Raw genomic sequence first — 17,490 nt, 5'->3', positions numbered from 1 at the left:
TCAGCTGTCGATCCGTTTCAGCAGGTCACCAGCCTGTTGCATGCCGGGCGAGGCGTCCAGTACCTCCAGCACCAGTGTCCGTGCCCGGCTGCGGTCGCCCAACCGCAGGTGCGCCTCGGCGACGCCCAGTTTCAGCTGCGGCTCGGCCATGTAAGGCATGGCCAGCTCCATGGTCTGCAATGCAGGGCGCAGTGCCGCGAGGTCCACATTCGCCGCCTTCGCCTGGTAGAAGCCCAGCATGCCGATCAGCTCGACGTGGTAGGAAGCAGGATCCTGCTTCAGCGTGCGGGCCGCGCCGGCCGCATCACCGCCGCGCAGGCGCTCGACCAGCGCCATGGAACGCTCGTCGCGCCCGGGCGTACGTGCCACCGGGGTCCGCCCCAGGCCGCGTACGAGCGCCTCGGCCACGCCGACGGTGGAGTAGGGGTTCTGGCCCGTGACCAGGCGCCCATCGACGACCACGTGCGGCATCATCAGCGGCGCTTCGCTCCACTCACCGCCGCGTTGGCGAAGCGCGTCCTCCAGCAGCCACGGGAATTCCTTCGCCCATTTCTTGCCGAACAGAGCTTCTTCCTCGTTGGTGAAGCCGGTGAGCTGCCGGCCCGCGACCAACGGGCTGCCGTCCGCAAGCCGCACCTCGGCCAGTGCGGCAGGCCCGTGGCACACCGCCGCGATCACCGCGCCGTTGGCCCATGCGGCACCGATCAACTGCTGCAGTGGCTGCGAGCGGGGCAGGTCGAACATGGCCCCTTTGCCGCCCACCACATAGACTGCGCGGTAATCGCTGGCACGCAGCCCGGCGATCGGCCGGGTGGCGGCAAGCTGCGCCATGGCAGCGCCATCGGCCAGCAGCTGTGCGTTGAACGGTTCGTCGGGATTGTATTTGTCGGGCTCGACCGGGCCACCCTGGGGGCTGGCCACCTCGACCGCCAGCCCGTTGGCCTTGAAGACCAGCCAGGCCTGCGAGAGCTCGTCGAATTCATACCCGGGCCGGGTCTTGCCGGCATCGCGGCCCTCGCCACTGAGGACGATCAGGACCTTGTCGGCCGCCAGTGCGGCGGGCGGGAACAGCAGGGCAGCGCCCAGCAGCAGGGCAGGAAGGAAGCGGTACATGGCAACTCCAGATCGGATGGTGATCTGGAGCATGCACCGCGCCCCTCAAGCAGACTTCAAGTCACGGTTGTCGCGTCAGTTGGCGCTGTCGCCATGGCGCACGGCAAAGATGATCTCCTTGCGGTGCATCTCCGCCAGCTCCGAGCGGGCCACCACGATCTCGTCGTCCATATCCCACACGACCTCCTTGAGGTCACCACGCAGCTCGCGCTTGGCCGACATTTCGTCATCCCAGGCGCTGCTGTCGGTGACCACGGTGACGGTGTCCGGCTCGACCTTGATGACCTTCAGCAGGCCGTAGGCCTTTTCACCCGGCTGCTGGAACTCGGCAAACTCCGAAAGCACCGCTGCATACAGGTCACCGACCTTCGGGTCGTTCGTCTCGGCGGCCTTGTCGCCGCCACGGGCGCAGGCAGTGAGAAGGCTCAGCGAGGTGAGCAGCAGGGCAAGGAAGGCAAGCTTCTTCATGGCTATCCATAATCTGAAGGGTAGAAAGTGGCGGCATTCTACCTCACCCGCTGTTGCGCACGACCCGCTTGCGGTACTCGCGCACGTTGTCGCCACGGATCCGCGTTTCCTGCGTGCCGGTGATGGTATCCACCTGCCGGTCCGAGCCGGTCACCGGTTTGGCCTCCACCGTGGTCTCACGCTCGAACGCATGCGACTTGTCGGTGTTGCGGTAGTACCGGTACAGGCCCCAGTACAAGGCGGTTGCGCTGGCGGGACCCGCCAGCAACAACCAGAGACCACTTTCATCGCTCATGAGGCAGCTACCAGGAACCAGAGGGTGATGGCTTCAACGATGGTGCCGGTGGTGAGCGCGGCCAGCAGCAGCTTCCACTGCTGCACCGGCACGCTGCCCATGGTTTCACCGGTACGGCCGTTGACCGCGATGTAATGCAGCATGCCGCCGTTGCGGCCAGGCTGGTGGTACGAATACAGCCACACCGGCAGGTACATGGAGACCCAGCGCGAGCCGTGCAGGTCCACGCGTTCCTGCTCCCAGCGCACGCCGCGGTCGTAGCGGCGCACCGAACCTTCCACCTGCGCGCGGGCGATGGAGAGCAGCTGGTCTTCCAGCCGTGGCTTCATCTTTTCCACGTCCAGGTTGCGCTTCTCGGACGAGAAGCCCAGCAGGTACGAGGCGTTCCACTTCAGCGCATTCTTGGTATCGAACGGCAGGATCGCATTGATGATGTTGTTGGTGTTGGCCTTGGTATCCAGGTTGCCGCGCTCGGCCGACGATTCCAGCGGCAGGTCATCCACGGTGAAGTCCACCGCACGGTCCACCTGGTACACATCGGCGTCGTAGTAGGTCTTCTTCTTGTCACCTTCGCCGCGGGTGTACTGGCGGGTCTTGATTTCGCCCTTGCCGGACACGCTGGCGCTGACCTTGCTGTCCACGATCATGTAGGGCATGTACACGCCCACCACGTTCTCGGGCGTGAACTGGTCCTTGAAGGCCTTCAGCGCGAACAGCCGGCGCTTGTCCACGAACTGGCGGATACGCGCCACTGCATCGTCTTTCGTGATGCGGAACGGCAGCACTGCATCGGGCACCGCACCGTTGGCGACCTGCTCGTTGACCCCGAACACATGGCGGCACCAGTGGCAGCGCGCGGTCATGGTGGTTTCGGTGTTGATGGTCACTTCGGCGCCGCAGCCGGTGCACTTGAAGCTCATCAGGCTGGCGGTGCCGGCCTCGATGTCGCGCGCACCCGACGCGATGATGGTGCCGCGCAGCTGGTCCAGGCCTTCGCCCAGCCCGAACTCCTGCTCGACCAGCGCGCCATGCCATTCGTTCCGGCAGAACTGGCAGACCAGCACATCGGTGCCCAGCTTCAGGCGCACATCGGTGGAGCCGCACTTGGGACAGCGGTTCAGGCCGTCCTTCAGCTCCTCTGCACGGGTATCGAGCGCGACCGGATCGGGCGCCTCGATCTCGGCGCGGATCGGGTCGGGCAGGGTAGCTGGGTCAAGCGGGAAGCTGCCCGGCAGCGGCGGCACATCGCGCGGCGAGCCGGGGCCGGTCACGGCGTCCGGCAACGGCGGGGGGCCCCCGGGTAGCGGGGGCGGGGTTCGGGGGTCGGACATGGTTATCGTGTGTCCGCCTTACAGACCCAGTGCCTTGGCCTTGAGCGCGTTGTAGTCGTCCTGGGTGATCAGGCCGAGGTCCAGCATCTCCTTGGCCTTCTGCAGCTTGGCCACCGGGTCATCGGCCGCAGGGGCCGCCGGGGCGACCGGCTGCTGCATCGCGCCGGCGCCGAACATGCCGGTCGCCATGCCCACACCGACCAGGCCTGCCGCGCCGCCATTCTCACCGGCCGACTGGATGCCCTGGGCGACGCTGGCCTGCAGGTTGGAATTGCCACGCCCACCCGACAGCGCATCGGCGCGCTGCACCGTCTTGAGCAGTTCGCGGGTGTTGGCGTCGTATTCGATGGAAACGATGGCGGTCTTGACGATGGCCAGGCCACGGTCGGACTTCCACTGGTAGCCCTGCTCAACCGCCGCCGACAGGCTCTGGGCAAAGCCCAGCGAATCCTGCTGCAGCTTGGTGATGCGGTTGCCCTTGCCGGGATCGTTGGTGTACAGGCTGAAAGCCGGCGCCAGCGAACCCACCACTTCGTTGAACAACTGGCTGGCCGCCGCGTTGTCCAGGTCGGTGAAGTCGAACACCTTGCCCGGCTGCAGGTAGCTGGCCGGCACGAAGTTCTTCACGAACAGGATCGGGTCGACGATCTTCAGCGTGTACGAGCCACGGGTGACCGCGCCGACCTGGGTGTTGAGGAAGCCGTCGTCCCAGTAAATTTCCGACTGGGTACCGAAGCGGTTGTCGGGCAGTTCCTTCAGCGAGACAAAGAACGCCGCCTGCTGGCCGCCCGGCTGGCCGCCGAACTTGAAGCGCTCCCAGCTCTGCTTGATCAGCGGGGTGACGATGCCGTCGCCGGCGAAGATCGACTGCGAGTTGAGGTCATCCGACCGCCACTCATAGCCACCCGGTTCGGCGACGAAGCCGGTGATGGCCCCGTCCTGGAACAGCAGAAGGCCGTAGCCTTCGGGCACTACGATCTTCGACCCGTTGGTGATGATGTTGGAGGAGCCGCTGGTATTGGAGCCGCGCCCGGCATTGGTGCCCTGCGGCACGGCGGCGAACAGCGCCGCGGTGGCCGGCAGGCCCGCCGGTACGGTGTAGAAGTCCTTCCACTGGTCGGCCAGCACGCCGCCTACTGCACCTTTCACTGCCTGGATGAGACCCATGACCCGCTCCCTGTGATCCAACGACGGGCGGGGTGCCCGTCACGATGGATGAACTATAGCAGCGGGGCACGGCCGGGGTGATGGGCGTTTCCGGCAGGCGCGGCCTCAGGGGCTAAACCTTTTAGCGCAACGCTGGATGTCCCCACAAGGGGACGGCTCGGAGCTCGGTGAAACCATCGATGGTGGAGGCAGTTCAGAGGAATCAATACGGCCCCATATCAAAGGAGGCTGCAGCGAAGAGTCGATCTGAATTCGGTCGATTTAAGGGCGACCTCATGGCAGAGTGGGAGCGCAACACCGGCCAGGTATGGCCAACCTATTCGCAGCCAGTAATCAGCAAATCCGGGGAAGTCAGCAGAAGAGTTGGTCAGCACTATGAAGCCCATCACGTCATAGAGCTTGGTTATGGAGGGCCGAATGAAGGGTGGAATACTCACCCGGCGAGGTACCCTGATCAACATCAGGCGGCCATCCACAGGTCAGGGTCGCTTGGCAGAGATCTATTCGTAAGGCGAGGCGAGAATGACTGATTACGGGCGATTGAACGATATTCAAGGCATAGACGCTTTGTTGAAGAGGCTTGTCTCCGTTTCGAGCGAGAAGGCAGTATCGTTGCGGGAACAGCATCCCGGGTTGCCAGAAGACTATGTTGAGTTCCTTTTGCGTATCGGTGCCCGGGTTGTTGAAGTTGACACGGAAGACCCGACAGCAGTCGACGTAGCACCTGACTTCGCGACATTCATCGCGCAGAAGTTTAGTGAGATTGCGTCTTGGCAGTAAATTCAGGTGTCGGTTGGGTCTCGAACAGGCGGCGGTAACGCGCTTCGCTCTGCGCCAGTGCATCCACGGCGGAGCGTTGTTCCGTGACGTCCTGGATGGCGCCGATCAAGCGTGCGCCGGTCGCGTCCTCAACGCACTTTCCCAAGATATGCAACCAGCTGCGTTCGCCAGCAGCGGTGATGGCGCGAAGCTTCAGGTCGATGGCCGAGCCATCGGTGACGCCTTCCTCTAAATAAACAGTAGGCGCAAGTCATAATGGTGAGGTAACAATGGCCGGTTCTATCGTGTTTGGAGAAGGTAATTCAGTAGGGCTGAGTACGTTTCAGTTCAATCGTATAGCCGATATCATTCGGGATGCATTTTTGCTGGGGGAGGAGGATCTTTGTGCGGAAGTCTTCAGCCCTTTTGACGAAGGCGCAATGAACTTTATTTCTGCAGTGCTACTGCCCGCTGATCAATACTTGATCTTCTGTAGTGTAATTGAGCGAGCTTATTCCGCGAGCAAGGAAAGTGGGCACGCATTGATTGGCGAGTTGTTTTGGGTAAGAATATTCAGCGCGATGGTGCGCGATCCGAGATATCCGAAGTAGCGGCCTTGGATGGGGTTTTATTTGGCGATGGAAGCCCACTCTCTGGCCGCGTGATGGACAGGATGGAGAATCAATAAGATGACTGACGTGGTCGTTCCTGCGTTCCAGACGTTTGAATCGGCGCTCGCTGAATTTATGAAGGATGGCTCTGTTTCTACGGTTCGTTGCGAGCGATGCGATGCGTTGATTGAGATCACTGCGCCGAATCAGTCCGCAATGTTCATGAGATGCAGTTGCGGTGCCTACAACGATACCTTGCGCGGACTTTGAGGTAATCCAAAGGGTGGCTAGGGGTTGCTGCCGACGCAATCCATGAACTGCGGGAATGGCCGTCAGCCGCTGCCCGGAAGGTCAGGCGCGCGGCGCTGGCGGGACTAAAGATGGCGTTGTCGCAGTGCTGAATGGCTTACGGCAAATCGCACTTCATCTTACCGTCGACGTAGTACGGCTTGGGCACGTTCGGGTTCTCGCTGGTCTTCTCGAAGACCACCTCAAAGGAGGCTGCATCCGGCGTGCCCTTGCGCTCTGTGCAGGCGTCCTGCAGCTTCTTCTTGACCGCGGCGATGCCTGCGTCGCGGTTGGCGCCGTCGGCGCTGTTGGTCAGGTTGGCGACCTCCGCGAAGGCGAGGGGACTCATGCCCAGCAGGCATCCGGCAAGAACGGCAGCGTGCAGCTTCTTCATTGCGACTCCTTTGCAGTGTTCGATTGCTTCTCTCGATCAAGCCGAGCGGAACGATTGATGCGCCGGGCGTTGTTCCTGCAGCGCGCTGCTAGGATAAGCAAGGCAGGTTAAGGCTTCGTGGTCGGTACTGGACGGAAGGAGTGATGCAGGATGCTTATCAAGGTGATGGCGTGGTTGCTGGTGCTGGCGGCGGCATTCTTCGCGATGGTTGGAGCCGCGCCGTTCGGTGGCGGCGTGTTCTTCCCGATCATCTCGTTGCCGGCGGCCGCGTTCTTTGCATGGCGCGGAACGGTGGTGGCGCCGCTGCTGGTCGTCGTCCTGGCGTGGATCGGCTTCCGTATCTCGGTCATCCCGCGCGAAGAGATCTTTGATGGGTGGCTATTGCCTGCGTGGCTGGCGCTGTGGGCTGCGGTCCTGGTTGTGGGGCTGCTTCACTCCGGTCGTTCGCGGCGGCGGCGCTCATAGAGCTTCATGTCTGCGCGGTTGATGGTGTCGGCGACGGTTTCGGAGGGGCGGCTGATGGCGCAGCCGCCTGAGAAGCGGACCGGTGCGAGGTGGGCGCGCGCCTGGTAGGTCTCTTCCAGTACCTGCAGCCGCTCCATCCTGGCGCCGGGTACGAACACCAGGAACTCATCGCCGCCCAGGCGCACCACCACCTCGTTTTCTTCCAGCGGGCTGGAAAGGAACGCCACGAACTCGACCAGCACCGAGTCGCCGTGCGCATGCCCCTGGGTGTCGTTGATTTCCTTGAAGTGGTCCAGGTCGAACACCAGGCAGCCCCACGCTTCCAGTTGCTGCTGTGCGAGTTCGGCCAGGTAGCGCCGGTTGAACGAGCGGGTCAGCGGATCGCGGATCGCCATCTCCAGCAGCTGGCGCTCCTGCAGGTGCTGGGTGGTGATGTCCTGCGCGTGGCCCAGCACGTACGGCGGGTCAGCTTCGGTGTCGAGCACGTTGTGGTACGCCCAATAGCGGCGTGAGCCATCGTCGGCCACCAGCTCCATCAGGCCGGAGTCGCTCTGGTTCTCCGCGACGCGTTGCAGGTAGTACTGGAGCTGATCCTGGCGTTCCAGCGGAATGATCTCTGCCAATGAACGCCCCAGCAGCTCGGCTTCGGGGCGGCCCAGTGACAGCGAGGCCGCAGGATTCACGGACGTGATCTCCCCGGACAGCGTGTGCGTGCAGATCAGGCCCAGGCTGTGCTGGAACAGGCGGCGGTAACGCGCTTCGCTCTGCTCCAGTGCATCCACGGCGGAGCGTTGTTCCGTGACGTCCTGGATGGCGCCGATCAAGCGTGCGCCGGTCGCGTCCTCAACGCGCTTTCCTACGATATGCAACCAGCTGCGTTCGCCAGCAGCGGTGATGGCGCGAAGCGTCAGGTCGATGGGCGAGCCATCGGCGGCACATGCGGCGATCGCTGCCTCCAGCTGCTCTCGGCCCGGTTGCGGGTAGAAAGACAGGGCGGCACCCACATTCGGATCGAAGTCCTCGGGTACGCCATGGATCAAATGGGTCTCACGGGTCCAGGACAGCGTATTGGTGTCCAGCGCCAGCTCCCAGCCGCCCACCTTGGCCAGTGTATTGGTCTGCTCCAGGAAGGCTTGGCTTCTCAGCAACTCCTGGTGCAGGCGTGCACGTTCGGTCATGGGTTCCTCCGCAGCATCTGCCGCCATCGTAGGCACCGGGCCGGAAGCAGTTGGTGAAGCTGCTGCAGAACCGCATAGTTGTAATGTTATAGTGTCACATTACACGCCCGGGCCGGCATCAGGCCTCCCCTCCAGATTTGTGACGCCTTCCTCTAAATGAAACGCCTTGCCTTGGTGACGGCCGTCGCCGCCGTCGTTTTTGCCCCCGAATCCCGCGCCCAGTCGTCTGACTCCGCACTCACCCTCGGCAAGGTCGATGTGCACCAGCACACCGAAGGCCAGCTCACCGCCCACCAGGTGCTGACCTCTGTGGACGTGCTTGGCGCCGACCAGATCGAGGACAAGAACGTCTCGCACAGCTGGGAACTGCTCGGCCAGATGCCCGGCATCCAGCTCACCGAAACCCGCCAGGGCGCCGAATCGGGCAAGGTCAGCTTCCGCGCTTTCAATGGCGAGGGCTACCTCAACGCGATCAAGACGCTGATCGACGGCGTGCCCAGCAACGTCAACAGCGGCAACCAGCGCTTCATCGACATGCTGTTCCCGCTGGAAATCAGTTTCATCGAAGTGGTGCGTGGCACCAACGACCCGCGTTATGGCCTGCACAACATTGGCGGCAACGTGAACTTCGGCACGCGCCAAGGCGGCAACTACACCGACGGACGGTTCGGCTACGGCAGCTACAACACCCGCGATGCGCAGTTGGCCATTGGCCGGGAAAGCGACGGGTTTGCGCAGAACTACTTCATCGGCACCCAGGCCTCGAACGGGTACCGTGACCATGACAGCTCACGCAAGTACGCCATCGGTGGCAAGTGGTTCTACGGAAACCTGGACGACGGCATGCGCATTGGCCTCACCGCACGCGCCTACCACCACGAAGCCGATGAACCGGGCTTCATGACGGCTGAAGAACTGCGGACCGACCGCCGCGGCTCGCAGCTGCGCAACGCCAATGATGGCGACGACCGCGACATGCGCCAGATCGGCGTGCACATGGACCTCAAGCTGGCCGACACCCTGTTCCTGGGCAGCAAGCTGTACTACAACCGCTACGAAGACGACCGCCGGGTGACCTTCAGCGACCTGCGCACCGGCAATGCGCCGCGCCAGCGCCGTTTGTGGGACGAAAAGCAGACCGGCATGCTCACCACGCTGACCTGGCAGCCCGGCGCCACGCTTACGCTGGAAGCCGGGGTAAATGTCGAGCACCAGGACAACGGTTACATCCGCGAGCGATTCAGCTATGCCGAGCCCACCGACTTCAGCGCCACCCCCGCACGCGTGCAGAACGACGACCGCCACACCTTCGACAACTACGGCGCGTATGTGCAGGCGATCTACCAGCCCATCGAGGCGCTGAAGATCGTGCCGGCCTACCGGGTGGACCGTTTTGATGGTGACACCCGCCTGCCGGGCGGCATCACCGGCCCGCTGCAGCGCTACGGCACCATCGACCAACCCAAGCTGAGCGTGGTCTATGCCTTCACCGACAGCACCAATGTCTATGCCAACTGGGGCCGCACCTTCCAGGTGCTGACCGGCTCCACGGCGCCGGCTTACCTCACGCCGGGGCAGGGCGCCATGAGCCCGTCCACCAACACCGGCATGGAGCTGGGCATGAAGTTCAGCCCGTTCGCCGGCAGCCAGGCGCGCATCGCGGTATGGCAGCAGGATGCGGCCAACGAGGTCTCCAACATGCCCGCCACCGGCACCACCGTGACCCTGGGCAAGACCCGCCGCCGTGGCGTGGATGCGCAGATCAGCGCGCAGGTAGGCGAGAAGTGGACGGTATGGGCGTCCCACGCGTACCAGGAGGCCAAGATCGAGCGCGATGGTCGCGATGCCAGCGTATCGCTGGAGGGCCGCGAAGTGGCCGCCACCCCGCGTTACATCAGCAACATCGGCCTGGATTACCAGGCTACCGAAGCACTTCAGTTCGGGCTGCAGGGCAGGGCGCAGGGAGACTACTACCTGGAAGAGCGCAATGTGGCCGGCAAGTACGGCGGTTTCGCCGTGCTCGACCTGAGCGCCCGCTATGACATCAATCCCCGCTGGAGCGTGGATCTGCAGATGAAGAACGCCACCGACCGGAAGTACGACTATGCGTGGTACGACAGCTTCTTCTGGGAGCAACCGCAGCCGATGTTCTCACCGGCTGCGGGGCGTTCGCTCCATATCGCCTTCAACATGAAGCTCTGATGGATCAGAACCGCGCCGTGGCACCGACGAAGAAGGTGCGCGCACCGCCGTCGTAGTTGTTGCCTTCGTCGATGGTGGAGACGTCGCCGGCGTTCAGCACGCCTGCGCGGAGGGTCAGGTTCTCGTTGACGTTGAACCCGGTCACCAGGTCCCACGTGGTGTACGCCTTGGCGAAGGTCGAGCTGGTGCTGGAGACCAGCTGTTCGCCGATGTGCTGCGCGCTCAGGTTCAACGACCACGCCTCGGTCACCTGCCAGTCCAGCGAGGTGTTGGCGGTGATCTTCGGTACCACCAGCAGGTTCGCGCCGGTGGTGCGGTTCTTGGATTCCAGCATGCGGGTGGCGTTGGTGGTCCAGCTCAGGCGCTCGTGCAGGGGCACGGTGACGCTGGCTTCCACGCCGCGGGTGCGCGCCTTCTGGATGTTCTGCGCCACCGTCCACCAGAAACCGTTGACGAAGCTGGAGTCGTAGCCGGCAATCTCGCGCAGCGGCACCTGTTCGATCTTGTCGTCGAAATCGGTGAGGAAGTAAGTGGCCGAGGCCGACCAGCCGCCGCGGTCGAAGCCGACGCCCAGCTCGTAGTTCGTGCTGGTTTCCGGTTCCAGGTTCGGGTTGCCGGCCATGTAGCAGCCGGTGGTGCCATCGGCGCTGACCGAGCGGTTGGTCCAGCCTTCCACGGTGAGGCTGCGGCAGCCGTTGCCGCCTGACTGGGTGGCCGCGCCGGCGCTGCCCTGTTTCAGGTTCGGCGCACGGAAGCCCTGCGATACGCCACCGCGCACGGTCCAGTCATCGGACGGGTGCCACACGCCGTAGATGCGCGGGCTCAGGTTGTCGTCGTAGTTTTCGGTGTTGTCCCAGCGCAGGCCCAGGGTGAGCGTGAAGCGCTCATGCAGGGTGATGTGGTCTTCGGCGAACAGCGCCCACGAATCGGCCTCGTTGGTCGGGCTGATTCGGCCGCTGCCGCTCCAGGTCACCGGCACGGTGCCGATGGTGTCGGTGTTCTGCAGTTCCTCGCGCTTCCACTGGCCACCCACGTTCAAGCGATGCTCGAAGCCCAGGTGGAAGCCGGTGGCGAAGGCGGTATCGAACACGGTTTCCTTGGCGTGGTTGCCGACCTGGCTGCCCTTGTCCTCGTAATCGTTCTGGGTCAGGGTGGATTTCGAAGTGCTGGCATCGCCATAGCGGCCGTCATGGGTCACGACGTAGCCGGTATGCACCAGCTTGGACAGGCCCCATGCGCCGACATCGCCGCCCCCGCTGTTGCGCTGCACGCCATGGATGGCTTCGAAGCCCATGGTGTGGTCGCCGTTGATCGCCCAGTTGAGCAGCGCGTTGGCGTTCTCGGCCTTGGTGCCCGGCGTCTGGCCACGGCCACGATCGGATTCGCGATCGGTCACGTTGGCGCCGATGCGCAGGCCCAGGCTTTCCGTGAGCGGGCCGCTGAACAGCGCGCCCATCTGGGTGGTGTTTCCGCGCGTGGACGAATCGGGCTTGCTGTAGTTGAAGGTGACCGAGCCACCCCATTCCGGGGCGATCTTGCGGGTGATGATGTTGATTACCCCGCCCATGGCGTCGGAGCCGTACAGCGACGACATCGGGCCACGCACCACTTCGATGCGTTCGATCATGTCCGGCGACAGCCAGTTCAGATCCTGCGGCCCCAGGTCATCGCGGTAGTTCACGCCGGACGAATTGCCCTGGCGGCGGCCGTCGATCAGGATCAGGGTGTACTGCTCGGGCAGGCCGCGCAGGCGGATCTTCGACTGCGCACCAGACAGCGCGTAGCCACCGGTCACGCCCGGCACCGTGCTGAGCAGCTGGCCGATGCTTGTCACCGGCTTGCGCTCGATCTCCTGGCGGGTGATCACGCTGATGCTGGCCGGGGCGTCCTTGATCCACTGCTGGGCACCGGTGGCGGTGACCACTACGGTGTCGAGGTCTCTTGCGTCGGTTGCGGCGTCGCCGTGGGCGTGGACCTGTGCGGACAGGGCCAAGGCAATGGCCGCGGTCAGGGCGGCCAGCGAAGGGGCAAGCGTGGGGGGTGCAACGTGCATCGAGCAAACTCCTGGAAAAGAGGGTCCGCTGGCGATGGCTGGGACATCCGTGTGGTGATTCTGAAATCGTTCACAATGCTATCACGAATCATTCGCATGTGACACATTCGGACACTTACGGGTAGCGCCGGCCGTTGGCCGGCCTGCGGGGGATTTGCATCGGGCGATGAAGTTCGTCCTGGGCCGGCCAACGGCCGGCGCTACCGCGCTCGCGGATTTTCCGCGGTCCCCACGGGGTACTGCCTCACCAATCGGTGGGCGCGTAATCCTTCAGGAACTGGCCCCACACGTGCTCACCCGTGTTGAAGCCGTGGATGATCGGGTCGACGATGCGCGCGGCGCCATCAACGATATCCAGCGGCGGGTGGAAGCGTTCTTCCTCCACCTTGCGCGCAGCGATCTCTGCCGGATCCTCATCGGTCACCCAGCCGGTATCCACGGAATTCATGTGGATGCCGTCGTTCTGGTAATCGGCCGCCGAGGTGCGCGTCATCATGTTCAACGCGGCCTTGGCCATGTTGGTGTGCGGGTGGCGGGTGGTCTTGAAGTTGCGGTAGAACTGCCCCTCCATCGCCGACACGTTGACGATGTGCTTGTCGCGCTCGGGCGAACGCAGCATCAGTGGCTTCAGGCGCGCGTTGATGATGAAGGGGGCGATGGCGTTGACCAGCTGCGTTTCCAGCAGTTCCACCGACGGCACTTCGGCCATCAGCAGGCGCCACGAATTGCGCCCGCGCAGGTCCACCTGCTGCAGGTCCTGGTCCAGCCGGCCTTCGGGGAACAGGTGCTGCTGGCCCAGCAGTTCGTCGGCCAGCAACGGCACCTGCGAGAGTTCGGCGGCGCGGGTCAGGCCATCGGCCCCCACCAGCGCCTGCTCCTGCAGCGACGGCACGTTGGCATCCGAACCCAGGCCCAGCATCTCGGGGCTGCGCAGCCCTTCGTACTGGCCCACCAGCTTGCGGATCGTTTCCGGCAGGTCGTGCAGGGCGGCGGTTTCGCCGGCCATCATGTGCGCGTAGAACTGCGGCGGGCGACGCACGGTCTGGCAGGCGTTGTTGATGATGAAGTCCAGCCGCGTACGGGTGGCCAGCAGTTCGTTGCAGAACGCTTCCACGCTGGGCGTGTGGCGCAGGTCCAGGCCGTACACCTGCAGGCGGTGGCCCCATTCGGCGAAGTCGGGCTCTTCGGCATAACGTGCCGCCGAATCGCGCGGGAAGCGCGTGGTGACGATCAGTTCGGCGCCGGCGCGCAGCAGCTTCAGGCCCGCCTGGTAGCCGATCTTGACCCGGCCGCCGGTGAGCAGCGCCACGCGGCCGCGCAGGTCGGCGGTTTCGGTGCGCTTGATGAAGTTCAGCTCGGCGCAGGCCGGGCACATCTGGTCGTAGAAGTGGTGCAGCTGGGTGAACTTCTGCTTGCACACGTAGCAGTGGCGCAGCTCCGGCGAATGCACCGGCTCCGGCGTGGCTTCGGCGTTCTCACCGTTGTGCGCGTCGTGCAGGCCGGCCTTGTGCGGCGGGAAGTAGTTCGGCGTGCTGAACACCGGCTTGCGGCGCAGGGCGCGGATGCCGGTCTGTTCCAGCAACGCCTCGGCCTTGCGCACCTTTTCGTGGTGGCGTGCCTTGGCCTGCTGCTTGAGCATCGCCCGGCGTGCCTTGGGTTCGGGGTGGTAGACCTTGGCCACCACCTGGTGGAAACGCACGCGGTCGTCTTCGGGCAGCGTGTCCAGCACGGCGCGGTCCGCCTCGATCGCCTCCAGCAGGTCCAGCGCGGCGCGCAGGCGGTCGGTCAGGGGCAGCTCGTCCTGGGGCAGGGCGTCGGCGGGAGAAGAAGCGATGGCGTTCACGTTGGATCCGGAGGTAGCGGCGGGAGGGCGGCCGGCAAGGCCGTCAACCGCGGGGGAGCGGCCCCTGCCGTTGCAGGGCAGGGGCGCTCGGAGGGCCGCTATTCTCCCCGATCCGGGGGTTTCGTGCAGGCGGGGCCTGAACCGCCGGGTTATTCCGCGTCTTCGCCGCCACGGGCCGCAGTGGGATCGTGCGCGTCCTTGGCCGCCTTGGCTTCGTCCTGCAGGTGCTGGCGGACCTTTTTGGCCTGGTCAGCGGTCACCGCGCCGGCCTTATTGCCGAAGTCCTGGCGGATGAAGGTCGCCAGCTGCGCGATCTCGGTGTCCGACAGGCGCTCGGCGAACCCGGGCATGCCCAGGTTGGACGGACGCACGGCGGTGGAGGGCAGTTCGCTGCCGGCCAGCAGCAGGCGGATCACCGAGGTCGGGTCATCGGCCAGCACGGTCGGGTTGCCGGCGATGGCCGGGAACACATCCGTGTAGCCCTTGGCATCGGTCCGGTGGCAGGCCGCGCAGTTGTCGACGAACAGCTCGGCGCCGCGGCTGTCGTTGATGCCGGTCTGCAGCTTGCGCGCGGTGGCATCGCTGGCGGTGTACGCAGAAGGATCATGCGCACTGGCCGGCAGCTGCTTGAGGTACACGGCGATCGCCTTCAGATCCTCGTCGGTGAGCTTCTGCGTGCTGTGCCGGACCACGTCGGCCATCGGCGTGCCCACCACCGCGCTGTGTGCATTGCGGGCGGTGCGCAGGGTGTCCACGATGTCCTGCTCGGACCAGCGCCCCAGCCCATCGGCCGCGTTGCCGCGCAGGTTCACCGCGTTCCAGCCGTCAATCACCTGGCCGCCGGAGAGATACGCCGTGCCCGATTCGTCCAGTGCCTTTTCCTGCAGCGCGAAGCCACGCGGCGTGTGGCAGCTGCCGCAGTGGCCCAGGCCCTGTACCAGGTAGGCACCGCGTGCCAGCTGCGGGTCGCTGTAGTGGTTCGGATCAAATGCCACCGCTTCCGCGTCGGGGGCGAAGGTCTTGCGCCAGATCGCCAGCGGCCAGCGCATCGACAGCGGCCAGGTGATGTCCACGCCCCGGTTTTCCTGATGTACCGGCGCGATATCGCCGTGCAGGAAGTAGGCATGCAATGCCCGTACATCGTCATCGGTAATGCGCGCGTAGGACGGGTACGGCATGGCCGGGTACAGCGTGCGGCCGTCGGGGGCGATGCCGTGCCGCACCGCGCGGTCGAAGTCGTCCAGCGAGTACGCGCCGATGCCGGTTTCCTTGTCCGGGGTGATGTTGGTGCTGTAGATGTTGCCGAGCGGCGAGGCCACCGGCAGCCCGCCGGCAAACGGCTTGCCGCCCGGTTTGGTGTGGCAGGCGGTGCAGTCACCGGCCGCTGCCAGGTAGCGCCCGCGCTCGATCAGGGCAGCATCGGCCGCAGGCCCATCGGCCAGCACGCGGGTTTTGGTGGGAATGAAGGCATAGGCCAGCGCGGCCAGCAGCACGACCAGGCCGATCACCACGATCCAGAGAAGAAGCTTTTTCATGCGCGCCTCCTCAAGCCTGGACCAGGGGGCCCGGATCGGGCAGGTACTTCTCGCGGATGGCCTTGGCCGCCCAGTACGCAAGCCCGCCTACCAGGCCGGTGGGGTTGTAGCCGTTGTTCTGCGGGAAGGCGTTGGCGCCGATCACGAACACATTCGGCACGTCCCAGCTCTGCAGGTAGCGATTCAACGCCGAGGTCTTGGGGTCTGCGCCCATGATCGCGCCGCCGCAGGTGTGCGTGCTCTGGTACTTGGTGATGTTGTAGTGCTCGCCGTTCTTCTTGGCGTCACCACTCATCGACAGCGGATTGAGCGTGCGGCTCATCTGCATGGCCTGGTCCACGAAGAACTGCGATGCCTTGATCTCGTTGGGGTGCCAATCGAAGGTCATGCGCAGCAGCGGGCGGCCGAAGGAGTCCTTGTAGTTAGGGTCCAGGCTCAGGTAGTGCTGCCGGTAGGACATGCACGCGCCCTGCACCTCGTAATAGAAGTTGTGGCGGAAGTTGTCGGCCGCCGCCTTCTTCCATGCCGCGCCCCAGTTCGGCGTGCCTGACGGCACGTTGATGCCACGCACCGGGCCGGCGCCGGGCTGCCGCGCCCAGACCAGGCCGCCGCCGACGAAGCCGGCCTTGGCGTTGTCCAGCTGGTTGCCGTTGAGGTCGTCCATGGTGGTGCCCGCGCCCCCGATGCCGATGAAGCCGTTGGCCTGCACGTCCTTGTCGAAGAACAGCACCACCCGGTTGAGGTTCTGGTAGGAGTAGTTGCGCCCCACGGTGCCGGTGTTGGTCTGCGGGTCGTAGGCTTCACCGATGCCGGAGACCAGCATCAGGTGCACGTTGTAGAGCTGGAAGGCGCACAGCAGCACCATGTCGGCCGGCTGGTCCACTTCACGGCCCTGCGCATCCAGGTAGGTCACGCCGGTAGCCTTGGCCTTGGTGCTGTCCAGGTTCACCCGCAGCACCTGCGAATGCGTGCGCAGCTCGAACTTCGGGCGCTGGCGCAGCACCGGCAGGATGCAGGCGTTCGGGCTGGCCTTGGAGTAGTTGAGGCAGCCGTAGTCGCTGCAGAAACCACACGCATTGCACGGGCCCAGCTGGCAGCCGTACGGGTTCACATACGGGCCGGACGCGTTCGAGGCCGGAATCGGGTAGGGGTGCCAGCCCATTTCCTTGGCCGCCTTGTAGAACTGCTCGCCGCCCAGGTAGTTCGGGTTGGGGCCCAGCGGATACTCGCCCGAGCGTGAGCCTTCGAACGGATTGCCGCCTTGCTGCACTACGCCGTTGATCACGCCGGCCTTGCCGGAGGTACCGCATACCAGCTCGAACATGTTCAGATGCGGCTCCAGTTCGGCGTAGGTGACCGGGAAATCCTGGATGGTCATGTCCGCCGGGATGAAGTTCTTGCCGTAGCGCTCTTCCACGTTGGTGCGCAGGATCAGGTCTTCCGGCAGCGGCCGGAAGTGCGCGCCGGACCAGTGGCTGCCCGCGCCGCCCACGCCGGTGCCCGGCTTGAACGAGCCCATCTGCCGGTAGGGCACGGCGGTATCGGCCAAGGTGTGCCGCACCGTCACCGTTTCCTGGTTCAGGCTCTGCAGGTACTTGCGGTGCACCGAGCCTTCGAGCTCGTCCACCACCTTCGGGTAGGCGAAATCAGGCTGGGTATCGCGGTCGCCGCCACGTTCCAGCGCCACCACGTGCAGGCCGGCATCGGTAAGTTCCTTGGCCAGGATCGCCCCGGTCCAGCCCATGCCGACGATGACCGCATCCACTTTCGGTTTCGTGATTGCCATGC

The 17,490-nt window shown here is 64.7% G+C and carries 16 protein-coding genes; 5 read left to right on the top strand and 11 right to left on the bottom strand.

Translation table 11 applies throughout. The features are described 5' to 3' along the window. The 5 genes from BAY15_RS10650 to BAY15_RS10630 form a co-directional block, all read right to left on the bottom strand. Positions 1-1,113 carry a type 1 glutamine amidotransferase domain-containing protein gene (locus tag BAY15_RS10650; RefSeq protein ID WP_068852235.1) on the bottom strand — a complete coding sequence of 371 codons (1,113 nt, stop codon included), beginning with the start codon at positions 1,111-1,113 and terminating at the stop codon, positions 1-3. 75 nt (positions 1,114-1,188) lie between these two features. Then, positions 1,189-1,581 carry a hypothetical protein gene (locus tag BAY15_RS10645; protein WP_068852234.1) on the bottom strand — a complete coding sequence of 131 codons (393 nt, stop codon included), beginning with the start codon at positions 1,579-1,581 and terminating at the stop codon, positions 1,189-1,191. A gap of 43 nt (positions 1,582-1,624) precedes the next feature. Beyond that, positions 1,625-1,876, bottom strand: a complete 252-nt coding sequence (locus BAY15_RS10640; protein WP_068852233.1) for a hypothetical protein — start codon at positions 1,874-1,876, stop codon at positions 1,625-1,627. After that, complete coding sequence (locus BAY15_RS10635) at positions 1,873-3,207, bottom strand: hypothetical protein (protein ID WP_068852232.1); 1,335 nt, start codon at positions 3,205-3,207, stop codon at positions 1,873-1,875. Before BAY15_RS10635 ends, BAY15_RS10640 begins: the two co-directional genes overlap by 4 nt. An 18-nt stretch (positions 3,208-3,225) precedes the next feature. Continuing rightward, positions 3,226-4,374 (bottom strand): SPFH domain-containing protein, encoded by a 1,149-nt coding sequence (locus BAY15_RS10630; RefSeq protein WP_068852230.1) that lies wholly within the window; start codon positions 4,372-4,374, stop codon positions 3,226-3,228. A 522-nt stretch (positions 4,375-4,896) separates the two neighbouring features. Here BAY15_RS10630 and BAY15_RS10625 point away from each other — a divergent pair. The 3 genes from BAY15_RS10625 to BAY15_RS19205 all read left to right on the top strand — a co-directional run bounded on the left by BAY15_RS10625 (position 4,897) and on the right by BAY15_RS19205 (position 6,014). Next, on the top strand, positions 4,897-5,154 hold the full coding sequence (locus BAY15_RS10625) for a hypothetical protein (RefSeq protein WP_068852228.1): 258 nt from the start codon (positions 4,897-4,899) through the stop codon (positions 5,152-5,154). A 269-nt stretch (positions 5,155-5,423) separates the two neighbouring features. Next, positions 5,424-5,744: a hypothetical protein gene (locus BAY15_RS19210; RefSeq protein ID WP_157771736.1), complete on the top strand. Its 321-nt coding sequence runs from the start codon at positions 5,424-5,426 to the stop codon at positions 5,742-5,744. A gap of 78 nt (positions 5,745-5,822) precedes the next feature. Further along, on the top strand, positions 5,823-6,014 hold the full coding sequence (locus BAY15_RS19205) for a hypothetical protein (RefSeq protein WP_141236262.1): 192 nt from the start codon (positions 5,823-5,825) through the stop codon (positions 6,012-6,014). Positions 6,015-6,150: 136 nt separating this feature from the next. On the opposite strand, the gene BAY15_RS10615 is transcribed toward BAY15_RS19205, so the two are convergent. Then, a complete protein-coding gene (locus BAY15_RS10615) occupies positions 6,151-6,426 on the bottom strand; it encodes a hypothetical protein (protein ID WP_068852224.1) in 276 nt (91 codons plus the stop codon). Between the two features lie 150 nt (positions 6,427-6,576). Here BAY15_RS10615 and BAY15_RS10610 point away from each other — a divergent pair, with 150 nt between their 5' ends. Beyond that, positions 6,577-6,891, top strand: coding sequence for a hypothetical protein (locus tag BAY15_RS10610; protein WP_068852222.1), 315 nt, complete (start codon positions 6,577-6,579; stop codon positions 6,889-6,891). Here BAY15_RS10610 and BAY15_RS10605 read toward each other — a convergent pair. Next, complete coding sequence (locus BAY15_RS10605) at positions 6,858-8,069, bottom strand: sensor domain-containing diguanylate cyclase (protein WP_237334246.1); 1,212 nt, start codon at positions 8,067-8,069, stop codon at positions 6,858-6,860. The genes BAY15_RS10610 and BAY15_RS10605 overlap by 34 nt on opposite strands. Before the next feature lie 156 nt (positions 8,070-8,225). Between BAY15_RS10605 and BAY15_RS10600 the strand changes: the two genes are divergently transcribed. After that, positions 8,226-10,271 carry a TonB-dependent receptor gene (locus BAY15_RS10600; RefSeq protein WP_068852218.1) on the top strand — a complete coding sequence of 682 codons (2,046 nt, stop codon included), beginning with the start codon at positions 8,226-8,228 and terminating at the stop codon, positions 10,269-10,271. A gap of 4 nt (positions 10,272-10,275) precedes the next feature. Here the strand turns inward: BAY15_RS10600 and BAY15_RS10595 are convergent, their stop codons facing one another. The 4 genes from BAY15_RS10595 to BAY15_RS10580 all read right to left on the bottom strand — a co-directional run bounded on the left by BAY15_RS10595 (position 10,276) and on the right by BAY15_RS10580 (position 17,488). Beyond that, positions 10,276-12,324 (bottom strand): TonB-dependent receptor domain-containing protein, encoded by a 2,049-nt coding sequence (locus tag BAY15_RS10595; protein WP_083214148.1) that lies wholly within the window; start codon positions 12,322-12,324, stop codon positions 10,276-10,278. A gap of 244 nt (positions 12,325-12,568) precedes the next feature. Continuing rightward, positions 12,569-14,167: an SDR family NAD(P)-dependent oxidoreductase gene (locus BAY15_RS10590; protein ID WP_068852215.1), complete on the bottom strand. Its 1,599-nt coding sequence runs from the start codon at positions 14,165-14,167 to the stop codon at positions 12,569-12,571. Between the two features lie 149 nt (positions 14,168-14,316). Further along, positions 14,317-15,702 carry a cytochrome c gene (locus BAY15_RS10585; protein WP_068852212.1) on the bottom strand — a complete coding sequence of 462 codons (1,386 nt, stop codon included), beginning with the start codon at positions 15,700-15,702 and terminating at the stop codon, positions 14,317-14,319. 10 nt (positions 15,703-15,712) lie between these two features. After that, positions 15,713-17,488 carry a GMC family oxidoreductase gene (locus BAY15_RS10580; RefSeq protein WP_068852209.1) on the bottom strand — a complete coding sequence of 592 codons (1,776 nt, stop codon included), beginning with the start codon at positions 17,486-17,488 and terminating at the stop codon, positions 15,713-15,715. Between the last annotated feature and the right edge of the window lie 2 nt (positions 17,489-17,490).

This window comes from Stenotrophomonas rhizophila, from assembly GCF_001704155.1.
GTDB classification, from domain to species: Bacteria; Pseudomonadota; Gammaproteobacteria; order Xanthomonadales; family Xanthomonadaceae; genus Stenotrophomonas; species Stenotrophomonas rhizophila_A.
Note: the sequence above shows the minus strand (reverse complement) of the source record. Positions and strands in the feature narration are given on the sequence as shown.

Bases quoted from the DNA above. Each gene is read 5' to 3' on its own strand.
- BAY15_RS10595 (WP_083214148.1), bottom strand. From the start codon at position 12,324: ATGCACGTTGCACCCCCCACGCTTGCCCCTTCGCTGGCCGCCCTGACC.
- BAY15_RS10605 (WP_237334246.1), bottom strand. From the start codon at position 8,069: ATGACCGAACGTGCACGCCTGCACCAGGAGTTGCTGAGAAGCCAAGCC.
- BAY15_RS10645 (WP_068852234.1), bottom strand. From the start codon at position 1,581: ATGAAGAAGCTTGCCTTCCTTGCCCTGCTGCTCACCTCGCTGAGCCTT.
- BAY15_RS10580 (WP_068852209.1), bottom strand. From the start codon at position 17,488: ATGGCAATCACGAAACCGAAAGTGGATGCGGTCATCGTCGGCATGGGC.
- BAY15_RS10625 (WP_068852228.1), top strand. From the start codon at position 4,897: ATGACTGATTACGGGCGATTGAACGATATTCAAGGCATAGACGCTTTG.
- BAY15_RS10600 (WP_068852218.1), top strand. From the start codon at position 8,226: ATGAAACGCCTTGCCTTGGTGACGGCCGTCGCCGCCGTCGTTTTTGCC.
- BAY15_RS10630 (WP_068852230.1), bottom strand. From the start codon at position 4,374: ATGGGTCTCATCCAGGCAGTGAAAGGTGCAGTAGGCGGCGTGCTGGCC.
- BAY15_RS10635 (WP_068852232.1), bottom strand. From the start codon at position 3,207: ATGTCCGACCCCCGAACCCCGCCCCCGCTACCCGGGGGCCCCCCGCCG.
- BAY15_RS19210 (WP_157771736.1), top strand. From the start codon at position 5,424: ATGGCCGGTTCTATCGTGTTTGGAGAAGGTAATTCAGTAGGGCTGAGT.
- BAY15_RS10640 (WP_068852233.1), bottom strand. From the start codon at position 1,876: ATGAGCGATGAAAGTGGTCTCTGGTTGTTGCTGGCGGGTCCCGCCAGC.
- BAY15_RS19205 (WP_141236262.1), top strand. From the start codon at position 5,823: ATGACTGACGTGGTCGTTCCTGCGTTCCAGACGTTTGAATCGGCGCTC.
- BAY15_RS10610 (WP_068852222.1), top strand. From the start codon at position 6,577: ATGCTTATCAAGGTGATGGCGTGGTTGCTGGTGCTGGCGGCGGCATTC.
- BAY15_RS10585 (WP_068852212.1), bottom strand. From the start codon at position 15,702: ATGAAAAAGCTTCTTCTCTGGATCGTGGTGATCGGCCTGGTCGTGCTG.
- BAY15_RS10650 (WP_068852235.1), bottom strand. From the start codon at position 1,113: ATGTACCGCTTCCTTCCTGCCCTGCTGCTGGGCGCTGCCCTGCTGTTC.
- BAY15_RS10615 (WP_068852224.1), bottom strand. From the start codon at position 6,426: ATGAAGAAGCTGCACGCTGCCGTTCTTGCCGGATGCCTGCTGGGCATG.